The 12,564-nt window shown below is 72.2% G+C and carries 12 protein-coding genes; 2 read left to right on the top strand and 10 right to left on the bottom strand.

What is annotated here, in order from left to right:
- Positions 1–52: 52 nt before the first annotated feature.
- Entirely contained in the window at positions 53–775 is a 723-nt protein-coding gene (locus WA762_RS09170) for a TetR/AcrR family transcriptional regulator (protein ID WP_335934670.1), read from the top strand.
- Between the two features lie 7 nt (positions 776–782).
- On the opposite strand, the gene WA762_RS09165 is transcribed toward WA762_RS09170, so the two are convergent.
- From WA762_RS09165 to WA762_RS09120, 10 genes are all read right to left on the bottom strand, one after another.
- Positions 783–1,097 carry a hypothetical protein gene (locus WA762_RS09165; RefSeq protein WP_335934669.1) on the bottom strand — a complete coding sequence of 105 codons (315 nt, stop codon included), beginning with the start codon at positions 1,095–1,097 and terminating at the stop codon, positions 783–785.
- A 237-nt stretch (positions 1,098–1,334) separates the two neighbouring features.
- Complete coding sequence (locus WA762_RS09160) at positions 1,335–1,733, bottom strand: nuclear transport factor 2 family protein (RefSeq protein ID WP_335934668.1); 399 nt, start codon at positions 1,731–1,733, stop codon at positions 1,335–1,337.
- Positions 1,734–2,200: 467 nt separating this feature from the next.
- On the bottom strand, positions 2,201–3,229 hold the full coding sequence (locus WA762_RS09155; protein WP_335934667.1) for an ArsR/SmtB family transcription factor: 1,029 nt from the start codon (positions 3,227–3,229) through the stop codon (positions 2,201–2,203).
- A 516-nt stretch (positions 3,230–3,745) separates the two neighbouring features.
- Positions 3,746–4,306 carry a cysteine hydrolase family protein gene (locus WA762_RS09150; protein ID WP_335934665.1) on the bottom strand — a complete coding sequence of 187 codons (561 nt, stop codon included), beginning with the start codon at positions 4,304–4,306 and terminating at the stop codon, positions 3,746–3,748.
- Between the two features lie 106 nt (positions 4,307–4,412).
- Positions 4,413–4,892: a hypothetical protein gene (locus WA762_RS09145; RefSeq protein WP_335934664.1), complete on the bottom strand. Its 480-nt coding sequence runs from the start codon at positions 4,890–4,892 to the stop codon at positions 4,413–4,415.
- 194 nt (positions 4,893–5,086) lie between these two features.
- Entirely contained in the window at positions 5,087–6,889 is a 1,803-nt protein-coding gene (locus tag WA762_RS09140) for a CocE/NonD family hydrolase (protein ID WP_335934663.1), read from the bottom strand.
- Positions 6,890–7,116: 227 nt separating this feature from the next.
- On the bottom strand, positions 7,117–8,736 hold the full coding sequence (locus WA762_RS09135) for an amidase family protein (RefSeq protein WP_335934662.1): 1,620 nt from the start codon (positions 8,734–8,736) through the stop codon (positions 7,117–7,119).
- Between the two features lie 221 nt (positions 8,737–8,957).
- Complete coding sequence (locus WA762_RS09130) at positions 8,958–10,136, bottom strand: GDSL-type esterase/lipase family protein (RefSeq protein ID WP_335934661.1); 1,179 nt, start codon at positions 10,134–10,136, stop codon at positions 8,958–8,960.
- Between the two features lie 143 nt (positions 10,137–10,279).
- Positions 10,280–10,849 carry a TetR/AcrR family transcriptional regulator gene (locus WA762_RS09125; protein ID WP_335934660.1) on the bottom strand — a complete coding sequence of 190 codons (570 nt, stop codon included), beginning with the start codon at positions 10,847–10,849 and terminating at the stop codon, positions 10,280–10,282.
- Positions 10,850–11,069: 220 nt separating this feature from the next.
- On the bottom strand, positions 11,070–11,522 hold the full coding sequence (locus tag WA762_RS09120; RefSeq protein WP_335934659.1) for a GNAT family N-acetyltransferase: 453 nt from the start codon (positions 11,520–11,522) through the stop codon (positions 11,070–11,072).
- A gap of 253 nt (positions 11,523–11,775) precedes the next feature.
- Here WA762_RS09120 and WA762_RS09115 point away from each other — a divergent pair, with 253 nt between their 5' ends.
- Positions 11,776–12,498 carry a TauD/TfdA family dioxygenase gene (locus tag WA762_RS09115; RefSeq protein WP_335934658.1) on the top strand — a complete coding sequence of 241 codons (723 nt, stop codon included), beginning with the start codon at positions 11,776–11,778 and terminating at the stop codon, positions 12,496–12,498.
- The last annotated feature ends 66 nt before the right edge of the window (positions 12,499–12,564 follow it).

Genomic DNA, 12,564 nt, shown 5'->3' with positions numbered 1-12,564 from the left:
ACACGTCAATGGCGTTGGCATAAGCTGCGAAAGAGGTGCTGAAGGAGCGGTCATGCCCAAGGAAGTAGTGCCGGAGACGGAGCGAAGGCGTAGAAAGCCCACCAAAGGCGGCGTGGTTCTGTCGGAGCGGCTCATCATCGAGACCGCGATGCGGCTGCTGCAGCAGCACGGCAGGGAGGGCCTGAGCGTGCGGCGGCTCGGTGCGGCGCTCGGAGCCGACCCGAGCAGCCTCTACCGCTATTTCCGCAGCGCCGACGACCTCACGCTCGCCATCGCCGACGAGCTGATCGGCCGGGCCATGCGGGGCTGGAAGGCCACCGGCGACTGGCGCGCCGACCTGCGCGACCTGGGCCTGCGCATCCACTCCGCCTACCTCGCCCACCCGCAGGCGGCCGTCCTCACCGCCAGCCGGGTCAGCGGCCGGGCGAACGAGATCGACGCCGACGAGGCGATCCTCGGCGTGCTGCGCTCTGCGGGCCTGCCCGATCCCGAGGCGGTGCGCGTCTACCACGCGTTCATCGACCAGACGCTCGCCTTCGCCGCGCTGGACGCGGCCGGCCTCGCCCTCCCGCACGCCGCGCGCGCCGCCGACGAAGCGGTCTGGCAGGCGACCTACGCCCGGCTCCCCGCGAAGACCCACCCGAACATCGCGGCCACGGCCCCCCTGCTGGTCGCCCGCATGAACGACAGCGCCTACCCGGCCGCGCTGGAGATGCTGCTGGACAACGCCGCCGCCACGCTCGTCCTGGTGAGGACGGCCGATTCACGGAAATGACGCTACGTCAGGAACCGGTGGAAGTAGGTGGGTTGACGCGGGCGGGCGCGAGGCTGGTGCCGTCGGAGACGTCCGCGCCGCCGCCCCGCCCCGTGCCGCCGCCCCGCCCCGTGCCGCCGCCCCGCCCCGTGCCGCCGCCCCGCCCCGTGCCGCCGCCCCGCGCCGCCGCCCCGCGCCGCCGCCCCGCTCCACGCCGCCGCCCCGCGCCGCCGCCCCGCGCCGCCGCCCCGCCCCGCGCCGCCGCCCCGCCCCGCGCCGCCGCCCCGCCCCGTGCCGCCGCCCCGCGAGCGGAGCGTGCGGCCCTCTTGCGCTTCGAGATCACGGATTCTCCTTCATGCGAGGGCGGTTCCTGGCCCGGACCCCGGCGTCGTTGCGTCACGACGGAACGGTGTTTCGTCGAGCCGGCGAACGGCCGGCCGAACACCGGGCCAGCCCCTCCCGACGTACCCGTGCGGGACGAAACGGAGGACCTGGGGCGGCGAACCGGCCGATGAAGGCGGCAGGCAACTTCCTCACCGCGTAAGGCGTTTGAGCTCCGGCCGGTGCTCGGGGCGAAGGGTCAGTCCGCGGTCAGCAGGTCCCCGTCGTCGTCGGTGGCGACCTGCCGGGCGACCTCCGCGAAGGACTTGGCCCTGCCGCCGCTGACGCGGACGAACAGATGGGACTCGAAGGTCAGCTCCGCCCCCTCCGGCGAGGTCGTGCGGAACAGGAACCGGCCGGCCGCCGTGCCGTCGGCGCCGATCACCTCCAGCGTGCGCAGCTCTCCACCGTCGGCGATCCGCGACCGCATCTCGCGTACATGCGCGGCGAATTCGGGCCGTCGGCACACACGGCCGTTGACGCGCTGCACGAAGTCCGGTGTGAGCCACCTGTCCAGAGTGTCTTCGAGCGGCTCGGTCGCCTCGTCTCCGTAGAGCAGTTCGGTGAGCGCGGTCTTCAGATCGAATTCCTGGTTCATGGGCGTCTCTCCTCCGCTGTTCGGCGCTTGATGAAACAGAGCGGTGCGTCTCCGACTTCGTCGGCGTGCGTCCACGGCGGCCCATGCGGCGCCCGTCGATCCCGACGTGTTCCGCGGCCGGGACGGCGTCCTCGACGTGCCCGCCGGTCGCGTCGACGGGCAGGGTGTGGTCCGCGGTCCGCGGTCTCGTGCGGGATCAGAACCGGCTCGCCGTCCTTCCGCACCGCTGCGACGTCCGGCACGGAAGTCCTCGGGCCGGGCCGGCACCACGGCGTGGGCGGCGACCGGGGCCGTACGTGTCGCCGCGTTCCAGCGGGCGGTGACCGCCTCCTGGCTGATGCGTTCCCCCGGGTCCACGCCCGGATTGTAGGACCCCTCGTGGCAGGCGGTGAACCACGCGTACCGGTCGGGGCCCGAGTCTGCCGGGGACCGCGTCGGCGGGACGGCGTCCGGCGGCTCGTGGCCTCTCAGGGCAGCCGGACCCCGCCGCTGCCGTTCGCGGTCGAGACGAGTTCGGTCCCCAGGGCGGTGACGGTGTGCCGTACCGCGTTGGCCTGTCGGAGGCTGGTGACCAGGCCGGCGTCCCGCAGCGCGGTGACGTGTTCCGAGGCCGAGGCGGGGGAGATGGAGAGGGCCTCGGCGAGTTGCTTGGTGCTGTGGCCGGCGGGGGATGCCAGGGTCTCCAGGACGGCCGCGCGGGTGCGGCCGAGCAGGGTCGCCAGGGCCGTCGACGCACGTGGCCGGGCATCCCCTCGTTCGGCGACGAGGCTGTCGCTCCCGAGGTTCCAGACGGGCGCGTACACGAGAACGGGCATGCCCACCTCGTTGAGCAGCGCCCGGGGGCGGGCGCCGCAGAAGACGTGGGAGGACAGAAGAAGCCCTCGCCCTTCCAGGTGGAAGTCGATCCGGCCCTGTCCGGGCGGGCCGGGGAGTTCCAGCACGGGTTCCTCCCAGCGCACCTGCGGGTGCAGGCCGGCCAGTACCGCGCCGACGCCGAGGCTCGCCATGGCGTGCACCCGCCAGGCGCGGTCCGCGTCCAGCACGGCCCGCATACGGTCGAGGAACGGGGTGACCGCGATGTCGTAGTAGGCGGACAGGGTGTCGGCCACCGCGTCCAGTGTCTCGCGGTCCCCGTCGGCCAGCGGTTGTGTCCAGGCGGGCAGGCGGTGGTGGTGCGACAGACGGTGCAGCTCGGCCGTGAGACGTCTTCGCGGCGTGGCTCGTATCGCGTCGAACGCCCCGGTGGCGGGGGACGCGTGGTCGGGTCCCGGGGTGAGGAAGTCCGGGGCCCAGCCGGCGGCCGGTACCAGGGAACCCAGCAGCGACGCCCGTGCGGGCAGTTGCTTTCCGACGAGGTTCCGCCACGCGGAGAACCGCGGACCCGAGCCGCGGCGGAGCGCCTGCAGACTCATCACGGCCTCGCTCACCGGCAGCGAGCTGTTGTGGCCGAGCGTCACCCGCGCCAGATCCTCCGAAGTGAAGTGGATACGCAACATAAAGCCCCCAGGTGTCCGAATTCTTGTGCGTGGAGCGCGCTGACCAGGGACATTCGGCTACAGACGACGGTCTCTGTCGAGATCGCACCCGGCCAAAGAGGATGTGTCCAGGCCGAAGTCGGGGAACGGCCCACGAGCTGCCGCACCGTCAGGAGGCGGCACAACGGAACCCCTCCTGCTTCGCGGCAGGAGGAGCCGAGCCCCGCTCGGCCGTCGGCGAACCGCTGGACGGCGACGGGGGCTCGTTCGGGGGAGTGGAGCGGGATCGGCGGCCGCGGAGAACGGACACGGCCGGATGCCGATCCCGCAGACACCCTCACCAGCGGAATCGGGACAGCCGCATGCCGGGCATGCGGCGGACACGACGGCGGCGCGGGAGCCTCGTGCCCCGGCCCCGGTCGGGAAGGCTCCCGCGCCGTACGTTCGAAGAGGGGCGCTCGGGGCCGGCTTCTCCGGGCGCGCCCATCCGGTGTGCGGACCTGCGTCACCGCACACCGGTCCCTTCCACGTCCTCCGCTACCGGGGCGGGGTGGCGGCGAGCCAGTCGTCGACCGTGACGACGTCCGCCCACTGCGGGAACAGTTTCTCGGTGAGGAAGCGGTGGACCTCGGGATCGAGGTCCAGGCAGGCGTCGGCGAGGACGGTGAGGCCGAAGTCCAGGTCGTTGGCCTGGCACAGGGTGTGCAGCACCACGGCGCTGGTGGCGATGCCGGTGAGGACGAGGCTGTCGATGCCGCGCGCCCTGAGCACCACGTCGAGGTCGCTGCCCGAGAACGCGCTCGCCCGTCTCTTGGTGACGACCACCTCGCCCGGCCGGGGTGCGATATCGGGGTGGATCTCGGTGCCGGGGTCGCCCTCGACATGGAGTCCGGCTCGCGCGACGGCGCTGAGCGCCCTGTTGCGCGGGCCGACTTCCGGAAAGCCCGGGCGCAAGGCGATGACCACGTAGACGACGGGGACGTCCGCCGCCCGGGCGCCGTCGATCGCCCTGCGCAGGCGCGGCAGGTATCCGGAGCCGTCGTCGGCGATGTCCACGACTGCCCGCTGGACGTCCATCACAAGAAGAGCGCTGCTCATACGGTCTCCAGGAACGACGCCGGCCGGGCGTCGAAGCGGGCCGGGTTCTCCGGTCGGCCGCCGACGGCCCGCGGGGAACGGATCGGAACGGATGCGAGATCGACACTCATGACGACCAAGGTGTCACCCTCGGGCCGACCTTGCCCGGAAGTTTGTGCGACGCATGGTGAACGAGGCGACGCGACACGGTCTGGCGGAGCGCGTGGCCGGCCCCGCCGCTCACTCCGCGCGGCGTCGGCCGGGCGCGATCTGACGGGCGGTGCGAGTGGCGGCTCCAGGGCGAAGAAGGCTCCAGGGCGAAGAACTCGGGCTTCTTGAGGTCCGCACGGTTCAGGCGCTGCCGCAGGATCCAGGATCCGGGCGGCTCCGGGACGGCGAACTCCACGCCGCGTGAGCGGAGTTCCCGTTCGGCCGCCCCCAAGTCGGCCTCCGGCCGTACGCGCTCATCGGCGGGGCGCGCGGCGTGGGCGCGCGTGAGCTCGTGCCCGGCCTCGACGAACCTCTCGGCCACCAGTGCGCGCGGGTCCGGTTCGATCGCAGCGATCCGCCGCCGCGTCGCGGCCCATTCCTCCGGGGGGATCCGCATCCGGGCGAGCCCCGTCCGGGCGGAGCACCACAGGATTCCGGCGGCGGCCGCGCTGCCGGGAACCACCCACACCGGCAGCCCGGGGCCGACCGCCGCGAGAGGGCTCTAAGGGCTGAGCCCCCTCACGCGTACCCATCAGGCGGCGGCACCCGTGTCCGTTCGCCGCGCGACTCGACCGCGTCGCCCGCGACGGGTCAGCCGAGCGGCAGTTCCAGCCGGGCCTCGCTCCCGTTCGGCGAGCTGACGGTGGTGGTGCTGCCGTCCACGCTCGCGCAGGAGTACAGCGGGTCCCGGCTGTTCACGACCAGGGCGAGACGGTGTCCGGCCGGCAGGTCGTAGGCGGTCGTCTGGAGTCGCCAGCCGATGGCGCTGTTGACGTTCGGGGTCAGGCCGGAGGCGGTGTACGGCTCGTGCGCGATGATCCTCGCGATGCCGTCCGGGTCGACGTCGTACAGATAGGCCACCAGGGTGGTGGCCTCGGCGCTGCTGCGCACGGTCAGGTGCACGGCGGCGGCGCCCCTGATCCGCCGGGCCACGCCGTCCCGGCCGGTCAGCGGGTCGGTCGACCAGACCAGCAGCTGCGAGCGGTCGAACTTCGCCACCTCGTAGGGCCTGGGGTTGCCGAACCACTCCTGCTGGCCGGTTTCGAGGAGGACGCCCGCGGTGGCCTCGGTCAGGTTGCCGGCGATGAAGTCCCGTGACCATCCGGAGGCCGGCTTGTCGGAGAGCGCGCCGTCGCCCGAGCCGTTGGCGCCCGTCAGATACCAGGGCTCGCAGCCGGTGGTGACGTCGCCCCACGACGCGTGCGGCTCGCGGCGGGCCGGCTCCGTGATCAGGTGGGTGCCGCCCGGGATGGGGCTGGTCCGATAGGTGAACATGATCTGGTTGTTCACCTCCGGCCAGTCCGGCACGCCGTTGTCCTTGCCGAGCAGGTGATGATCCAGCCAGTCGTACGCCTCCCGGATCGGCTCCCACAGCCCGGGGAACGGCGCGCTGCTCAGCAGCCCCGTCATGCCGGGGCCCTCGGGGGCGCCATGGTCGCCGATCCACACGTTCAGCCTCTTCGGCACGGTGAGCCGGTCGAACGTGTCGACCACCGAGGCGAGCGGGAACAGGGTCTCGTGCCAGGTGTTCGAGATGAAGGTCGGGATTCCGCGCTCGTTGGTGGCGTCCACGTAGGACTGCGGGGAGCGCCGTTCGCCCCAGGCGACCACGGCGTCGAGGTTCTGACCGCCGAGGAAGTCCTTGAGGACCTGCTGGGTCTCCTCGTCGAACTTCTTCTCCATCGGCCCGCCGGCGAGGTCGATCAGCGTCTGGACGGCTTCGATGTGCCGGGTGCCGTGGTCGTAGAGGCTGGTGGCCAGGTTCCCCCAGGTGCTCAGCGCGACGACGGCGGAGACGCGGTCGGCCCGGTCGTGCGCGGCGACCAACTGACCGATCCCGGAGCCGTAGGACTCGCCGAGGAAGCCGATCCGGGACGGGGCGAAGCAGTCCTCCGCGTAGTCGATGACCTTCGAGCCGTCGGCCCAGTCGTCGGGCCCGGCGACGTCGATGAAGCCCTCGGAGGTGAACGGCAGCCCCGCGAAGCCGAGACCGCGCGGGGTGTAGGCCAGGACGTGGTAACCGCGCAGCGCCAGCGTGGCGCTGGAGAACACGAAGGGCAGCCAGCCCAGCGGATTCCAGCCGGCGGGCATGATCACGGCGGGGTGCGGTTCCCCGTCGCGCTGCTTGATGGCGAGCGCCGACAGGCGGATGTCGTCGGACCCGGCGACGCCGGGGGACTCGATCACGGTGCGCCGCCGGACCTCGGCCACCAGTTCCGTCAGCTCCGAAGGGAGCTCCACGCCCGGTGCGCCCTGAAGGCCCGCGAGCAGGGCCCGGGACACATCGACGACGGACTGGTTGACGGTGTGGCCGGGGCCCCAGAGGCCGTTGGCGGCGATATCGGTGAGCGTCGCGTCGGTGATCGGCGGGATCGGTTCTCCAGCAGCAGTCATACGGGAAACTCTTTCCGTGACGGAATGGCGACGATGAGTAACCATGCCACTGGAATGCCGACCCGCGGCGCCGACGTCGCGTGGCGCTCCCCGATAGGCGTAAACCGGGCCGCGGCCGCGGACCCGCCACGGGACCGGTCGGCCGGCCGGCGTGCCCTTCGCGGCGGAAGGCGTGAGCGGCACGGCGACGGCATCGCCGACAGGCGGCGACGCCGTCGCTGGCCGCCTCAGCGAGTGGCGGCGGACGTCACGGAGGGCAGGTACCTCGGCGTCCGCCGGGCGTCCAGCCGCTGCTCCACCGCGGCCCCCAGCGAGAGCAGTCCGGCGTCCTGGCGGTCGCCGGCCATCAGGAGCAGGCCGACCGGCAACTCGCCGACGAACCCGGCGGGCACGGACAGCGAGGGGTACCCGGCGACGGCGGCCGGGGTGGAGGACGGGATCACGTCGTTGTCGCCCCGCGCGCAGTCGGTCGTCCAGGCGGGCGGGTTCGCCGGGGAGGCGATGGCGTCCAGGTCGTGGGCGGCCATGGTCTCGTCGATGGACCGCCGGGACAGGTCCTTCAGCTCGGCGCGCATGACCCGGTGGCGCGGATCCGTGGTCGGCGGCGCGGCCAGGGCCTGCTCGAACAGCTCCTGCCCGGCGAAGCAGGTCCGCTCGGCCGGGTGCGTGCGGTTGAACTCGATCAGCCCGGCGAGGTCGCGAGGCCCGTTGCGGGTGGACAGGTAGGCGTCGATGTCCCGGTGGAACTCGCTCAGCAGGGCCGGGAACTCGAGTTCGGCGAGCCTGTCCTGATACGGGGGCGTCACCTCGACGACCTGGGCCCCGGCGGCACGCAGTCGCGCCGCGGTCCGGGTCATCAGGGCGTCCACCCCGGCGCCGAGCGAGGGGAGCCGCCACAGGCCGATCCGCTTGCCGCGCAGACCGCCGGGGCGCGTGGCCGCGTCCGTGACGCCGAAGGCGCCGCCGTCGCCCGCGGCGTCGTGACCGCTGAGCACCGACAGGGTGATCGCGGTGTCGACGACGTTGCGTGCCATGGGGCCGGCCGTGTCCTGCTCGGCGGAGATCGGGACGACGCCCGACTGGCCGACCAGTCCGAGGCTGGGCTTGTGGCCGACGACCCCGTTCATCCCGGCCGGGCAGACGATGGAGCCGTCCGTCTCGGTGCCGATCGCCACCTGCGCCAGCGACGCGGCGAGCGCGGCGGCCGAACCCGAGGACGAGCCGCACGGATTCCGGTCCAGGACATACGGGTTGTTCGTCTGCCCGCCCACCGCGGACCAGCCCGAAGTCGGCTTCTCCGCACGGAAGTTGGCCCATTCGGACATGTTGGTCTTGCCGAGGATCACCGCGCCCGCCGCGCGCAGTCTTCCGACCAGGTCCGCGTCCGTGTCCGGCGGGCTTCCGGCGAGCGCCCGCGAGCCGGCCGTCGTCGGCATGTCCCGGGTGTTCACATTGTCCTTCAGCAGGACGGGGATGCCGTCGAGCGGGCCGCGGGCCCTTCCGAGGCGATGCCTGACGTCGCTGGCGGCCGCCTGGCGCAGAGCCGTCGGGCTGGTCCGCAGCACCGCGTGGATCTTCGGGTCGACGGCCTTGATCCGCCGGAGGTACGCCTGGGTCAGCTCCGACGAGGTCAGCGCCCCGCGCTTCATGCGTGCCTGTAACTCGGGGATCGTCACCGTCTCCAGGTTCACTCCGCGCAGGAGCGTCGACTCGGTGGGGCCGGCGGGGGACGAGGAACCGCCGGCACCGGGGCCGGCGGCTACCGCACGCTGCCCCGGCACGCCCGCCGCCAGGAGGGGGGCCACGGTCAGGGCCGCGGTCAGTGCGGCAATGCTTCTCTTCTTCATGGGGACAGCCCACTTCAGGGGGATCGCCGGGCGCAAGAGCCTGCCGCGCCTTCCCGCCGTCCGCCGCCGGGGGACGCGGGCGGGGCCGACCGGCCGCACGGGCGGTCAGCCGGGCGGCCGGTCGGCCGGGCGAGGCGGGCCGCCACCACCCGGAGCAGGCCATCCGCCGCCGGTCCGGGCCGGCCGCGGCGCGGGCGCGGTCCGTGTGACCGTGATTCCCGTCAGCCGTTCACGGCGGCGAAGGGGCGGCCGTCGTCGAACGCGAGCCGGCCGAAGTTCTCGGCGATGCGGCGGTGTCCCGCCGGATCGGGGTGGAGCCCGTCGGGCAGCGGGAATTCCTCGTGGTCGCTCTCGCCGTACAGGTCACGGCCGTCGAGGTAGTGGAGGTTCGGGTCGTCGGCCGCCCGCTCTCCGACGATCCGGGCGAGTTCGTCGCGAATGACCGTGAGCGTCAGGCGTCCGGCGGCGCGTTCGGCCGGGTCGCCCGTGGCCTTGAACCGCAGGGTTCCGCCGTCGAAGTCGGGCATGAGGGGGCCGGGAGTGTCCTCCTGGACCGGGCACAGGATGGCGGACACGACCAGCAGGGGAGCGGCCGGATGCCCCTCGCGGATGGTGTCGAGGAAGCCGTGCACCGCAGGGGCGAAGGCGCGCAGGCGCATGGCGTCGGCGTTGACGACATTGATGCCGATCTTGACGCTGATCAGGTCCGCGGGGGTGTCCCGCATCGCCCGGGCGGTGAACGGATCCAGCAGCGCGCTGCCGCCGAACCCCAGGTTGACCAGCTCCACTTCGCCCCGGGCGGCGGCCAGGGCCGGCCAGACGCCGGTCGGATGGGTGGCGTTCGAGCCATGGCTGATGGAGCTGCCGTGGTGCAGCCACACCCGGCGCCCGCTGTCCGGTACGGGCTCGACGGGGGCGTCGGTGCGCAGGGCGATCAGCTCGGTGATCTCCGTGTGCGGGAGCCAGATCTCGACGCTCTTGTCACCCGCGGGCAGACCGGTGAACCGGGCGGTGCCGACAGGCCCCTGGGACAGTTCGGAGGCCTGGGTGACCATGTCGGTGATCGTGCGGACGTTGCCGCCGGCCACCGTGGCCTGGGCGGCGAGGCGGCCGTCGATCAGCAGGTCGTACACGCCGTCCGCCGGGGCCGGGAAGCCTCGGTAGACCCGCTTGGTGGGCAGCGTGTCCAGTTCGATCGAGGTGGCCCGGGTACGGAAGACCAGCCGTACGCCGGAGGGCTGGGCCTCGGCCACGGCCAGTCGGTCGTCGGGGATCTGCCGGCGCGCGCGGGCGGGCAGCCGGTGCGGCAGCAGCCCGTGCGCGGTCGCTTCCACATCGAGGAAGCCCCGCAGGATGTCCGCGGTGACAGGGGTGGTGATCCAGTCGTGCTCGGTGCTCATTGCCTCAAACCTGTCGATCGGTGTTCCGGGATCCTTCGTGTGCGTTCCGGACCCTGCGGGGTGCGCCGACGCGTGGCACGGTGCGCCGGCGCGGCGCGGTTTGTGGTGCGGCGGGACACTCCGGCGGGGCGGAACACCGCCGGTCAGGGCGCGGCCCGGTTTCGCAGGAGAGCATCGAGGGAGTCCACGATCCAGACCCAGGACTCCTGCGCGTCGGGGGCGCTGTGCGCGAAGCCCCCGGCCGACTCCAGGCTCACGTAGCCGTGGAAGACGCTGCCCAGCATGCGGACCGCGTGCGTCTGGTCCGGCTCCGTCAGGTCGTAGCCGCGCAGGACCGCCCGTGCCATCTGCGCGTGCCGCACCCCGGCGCTGGCGGCCGCCGTCTCGGGGTCGAGCCGGAGCCGTGCGGCGGCGTAACGGCCGGGGTGCTCCCGGGCGTAGTCCCGGTAGGCGTCCGCGAAGGCGGCCAGGGCGTCCTTGCCGGCCCGCCCGGCGAGGACGTCGGCGACCCGGTCGGCGAGTTCCTCCAGGGCGAACAGGGCGATCCTGGTCTTCAGTTCCTGGGAGTTCTTCAGGTGCGAGTACAGGCTCGCGACCTTGACGTCGAACCGCCGGGCGAGCGCCGAGACGGTCACCTGGTCGAAACCGACCTCGTCGGCCAGCTCCGCCCCCGCCAGGGTCAACCGCTGCGGGGTCAGTCCCACTCTGGCCATAACCTACCTCCCATCCAGCGACAACCATCATGCATTTGCCTAAAGCGTTTAGGCAAATTGGCGGGTCGCTCATGAGGGCACTGACCGGGCGACGGCGCCGACCGTGAGGAGCGGGGCGGCGTGATCGGCCTCCGCGTCCCCCGGCGGAACCGCCGTGCCGACGACGACCGCCTGGGCGCCGTCGTCGACAGGGCGAACGTCGCCCGATGCGGGGCAGCCCTCAGAGGGCGAGCTTGAAGCCGACGTGCGAGCCGACGAAACCGAGCCGCTCGTAGAAGCGGTGGGCGTCCGGGCGGGCCGTGTCGGAGGTGAGCTGGACCAGGGAGCAGCCCTGCCTGCGGGATTCCGCGACGGCCCACTCGATCATCAACTGGCCCAGTCCGTTGCCGCGTTCGGAGCTGTGCACCCGAACTCCCTCGATGACCGAGCGGGTGCTGCCGCGGCGGGAGAGACCGGGGACGATGGTCAGCTGAAAGGTGCCGACGACCCGGTCCTCGCGGACGGCGACCATCACGAACTGGTTCGGATCGCTTTGCAGCCGTTCGTATGCAGCGAAATAGGGGCGCAGGTCGTCGGGGGACTCGCGCGTCGCTCCCAACGCGTCGTCGGCGAGCATGTCGACGATGGCGGGAATGTCGTCCGCGTCGGCCGGGCGGATTCCGATATCGGTCATGCGATGCATGTTATGCGGACTCACCTCGGCTTTCCGTGGATAGGCGAATTTCAGCCATACCCTGTCTCATCTGCGATAACGCGTCCTGTCGGCCCTCTGCTCGCCGGCAACCGGTTCACCAGTTTGCCGGTGATCCATCTCACAGTCCGGTGCATTGCGGAGCCCCTCGTGCTCGCTGAAGATCGTGCCGGAGATCGAACAGCTGAGAGCGACACGACGTACGTCGGAATCTGTTGATGCTGGGGGATTCAACATGTCTACAGCGCTTGATGTTCACACCTGGGAACTCGCGGAACGCGGATATACCGTGCTCGACGGCATTCGCACGGACGAAGAGGCCGCCGCCGCGCTGCACGCGTTCGGCGATCTCATACCGCAGTACGACGGCGCCCTGCGCTACCAGGTCAAGGCCGCGCCCGGCTTCGAGGAGCGGCGCTACTCCAAGAGCGTCAACACCATCCTGGTCCACACCGAGGCCCCGGGATGGAACCCGCCGCCCGGCTATCTGGCCCTGCACTGCCGCGTCCAGGCGACCTGCGGCAGCGGGCACACCGAACTGGCGGACATGCGGCGGTTCGTGGAATCGCTGAGCGACGGGGACCGGGCCGTTCTGTACGAGCGGGAGATCGAGTGGCTCGGCCACAACACCGGAGGCGTCGGCACCGAAGGGGTGCGGCGTCCCGTGGTGGAGCGCACCGCCGACGGGGAGGAGATCCTCCGGTTCAGCTACAACCTGCTCACCACCGGCCAGTACGACCCGCCGGTCGACGCCTCGGTCGACGCCTCCGAACTGCCCCTCGGGAGCTTCGGCGTCCATCTCGCCGAGCAGGCCGAGGAGTTCTTCCGGCAGGAGAAGGTCTCCGTGCTCATACCGGAGGACTCGGTCCTCGTCTGGGACAACCAGCGTATGGTGCACGCGCGTTCCGCCTACCGCGACGCCAAGCGGCACCTCACGCGCTACTGGATCGCGGCCTAGGACCTGCCTTCACACCGCCGTCGTTCGGCAGGCGGCGGTGTGAAGACAGGGCCTGGGGGCCGTCCG

The sequence above is a fragment of the Streptomyces tyrfis genome (genome assembly GCF_037034285.1).
In the GTDB taxonomy this organism is placed as follows: Bacteria; Actinomycetota; Actinomycetes; order Streptomycetales; family Streptomycetaceae; genus Streptomyces.
Note: the sequence above shows the minus strand (reverse complement) of the source record. Positions and strands in the feature narration are given on the sequence as shown.

Bases quoted from the DNA above. Each gene is read 5' to 3' on its own strand.
- WA762_RS09170 (WP_335934670.1), top strand. From the start codon at position 53: ATGCCCAAGGAAGTAGTGCCGGAGACGGAGCGAAGGCGTAGAAAGCCC.
- WA762_RS09160 (WP_335934668.1), bottom strand. From the start codon at position 1,733: ATGAACCAGGAATTCGATCTGAAGACCGCGCTCACCGAACTGCTCTAC.
- WA762_RS09155 (WP_335934667.1), bottom strand. From the start codon at position 3,229: ATGTTGCGTATCCACTTCACTTCGGAGGATCTGGCGCGGGTGACGCTC.
- WA762_RS09150 (WP_335934665.1), bottom strand. From the start codon at position 4,306: ATGAGCAGCGCTCTTCTTGTGATGGACGTCCAGCGGGCAGTCGTGGAC.
- WA762_RS09145 (WP_335934664.1), bottom strand. From the start codon at position 4,892: ATGCGGATCCCCCCGGAGGAATGGGCCGCGACGCGGCGGCGGATCGCT.
- WA762_RS09140 (WP_335934663.1), bottom strand. From the start codon at position 6,889: ATGACTGCTGCTGGAGAACCGATCCCGCCGATCACCGACGCGACGCTC.
- WA762_RS09135 (WP_335934662.1), bottom strand. From the start codon at position 8,736: ATGAAGAAGAGAAGCATTGCCGCACTGACCGCGGCCCTGACCGTGGCC.
- WA762_RS09130 (WP_335934661.1), bottom strand. From the start codon at position 10,136: ATGAGCACCGAGCACGACTGGATCACCACCCCTGTCACCGCGGACATC.
- WA762_RS09125 (WP_335934660.1), bottom strand. From the start codon at position 10,849: ATGGCCAGAGTGGGACTGACCCCGCAGCGGTTGACCCTGGCGGGGGCG.
- WA762_RS09120 (WP_335934659.1), bottom strand. From the start codon at position 11,522: ATGACCGATATCGGAATCCGCCCGGCCGACGCGGACGACATTCCCGCC.
- WA762_RS09115 (WP_335934658.1), top strand. From the start codon at position 11,776: ATGTCTACAGCGCTTGATGTTCACACCTGGGAACTCGCGGAACGCGGA.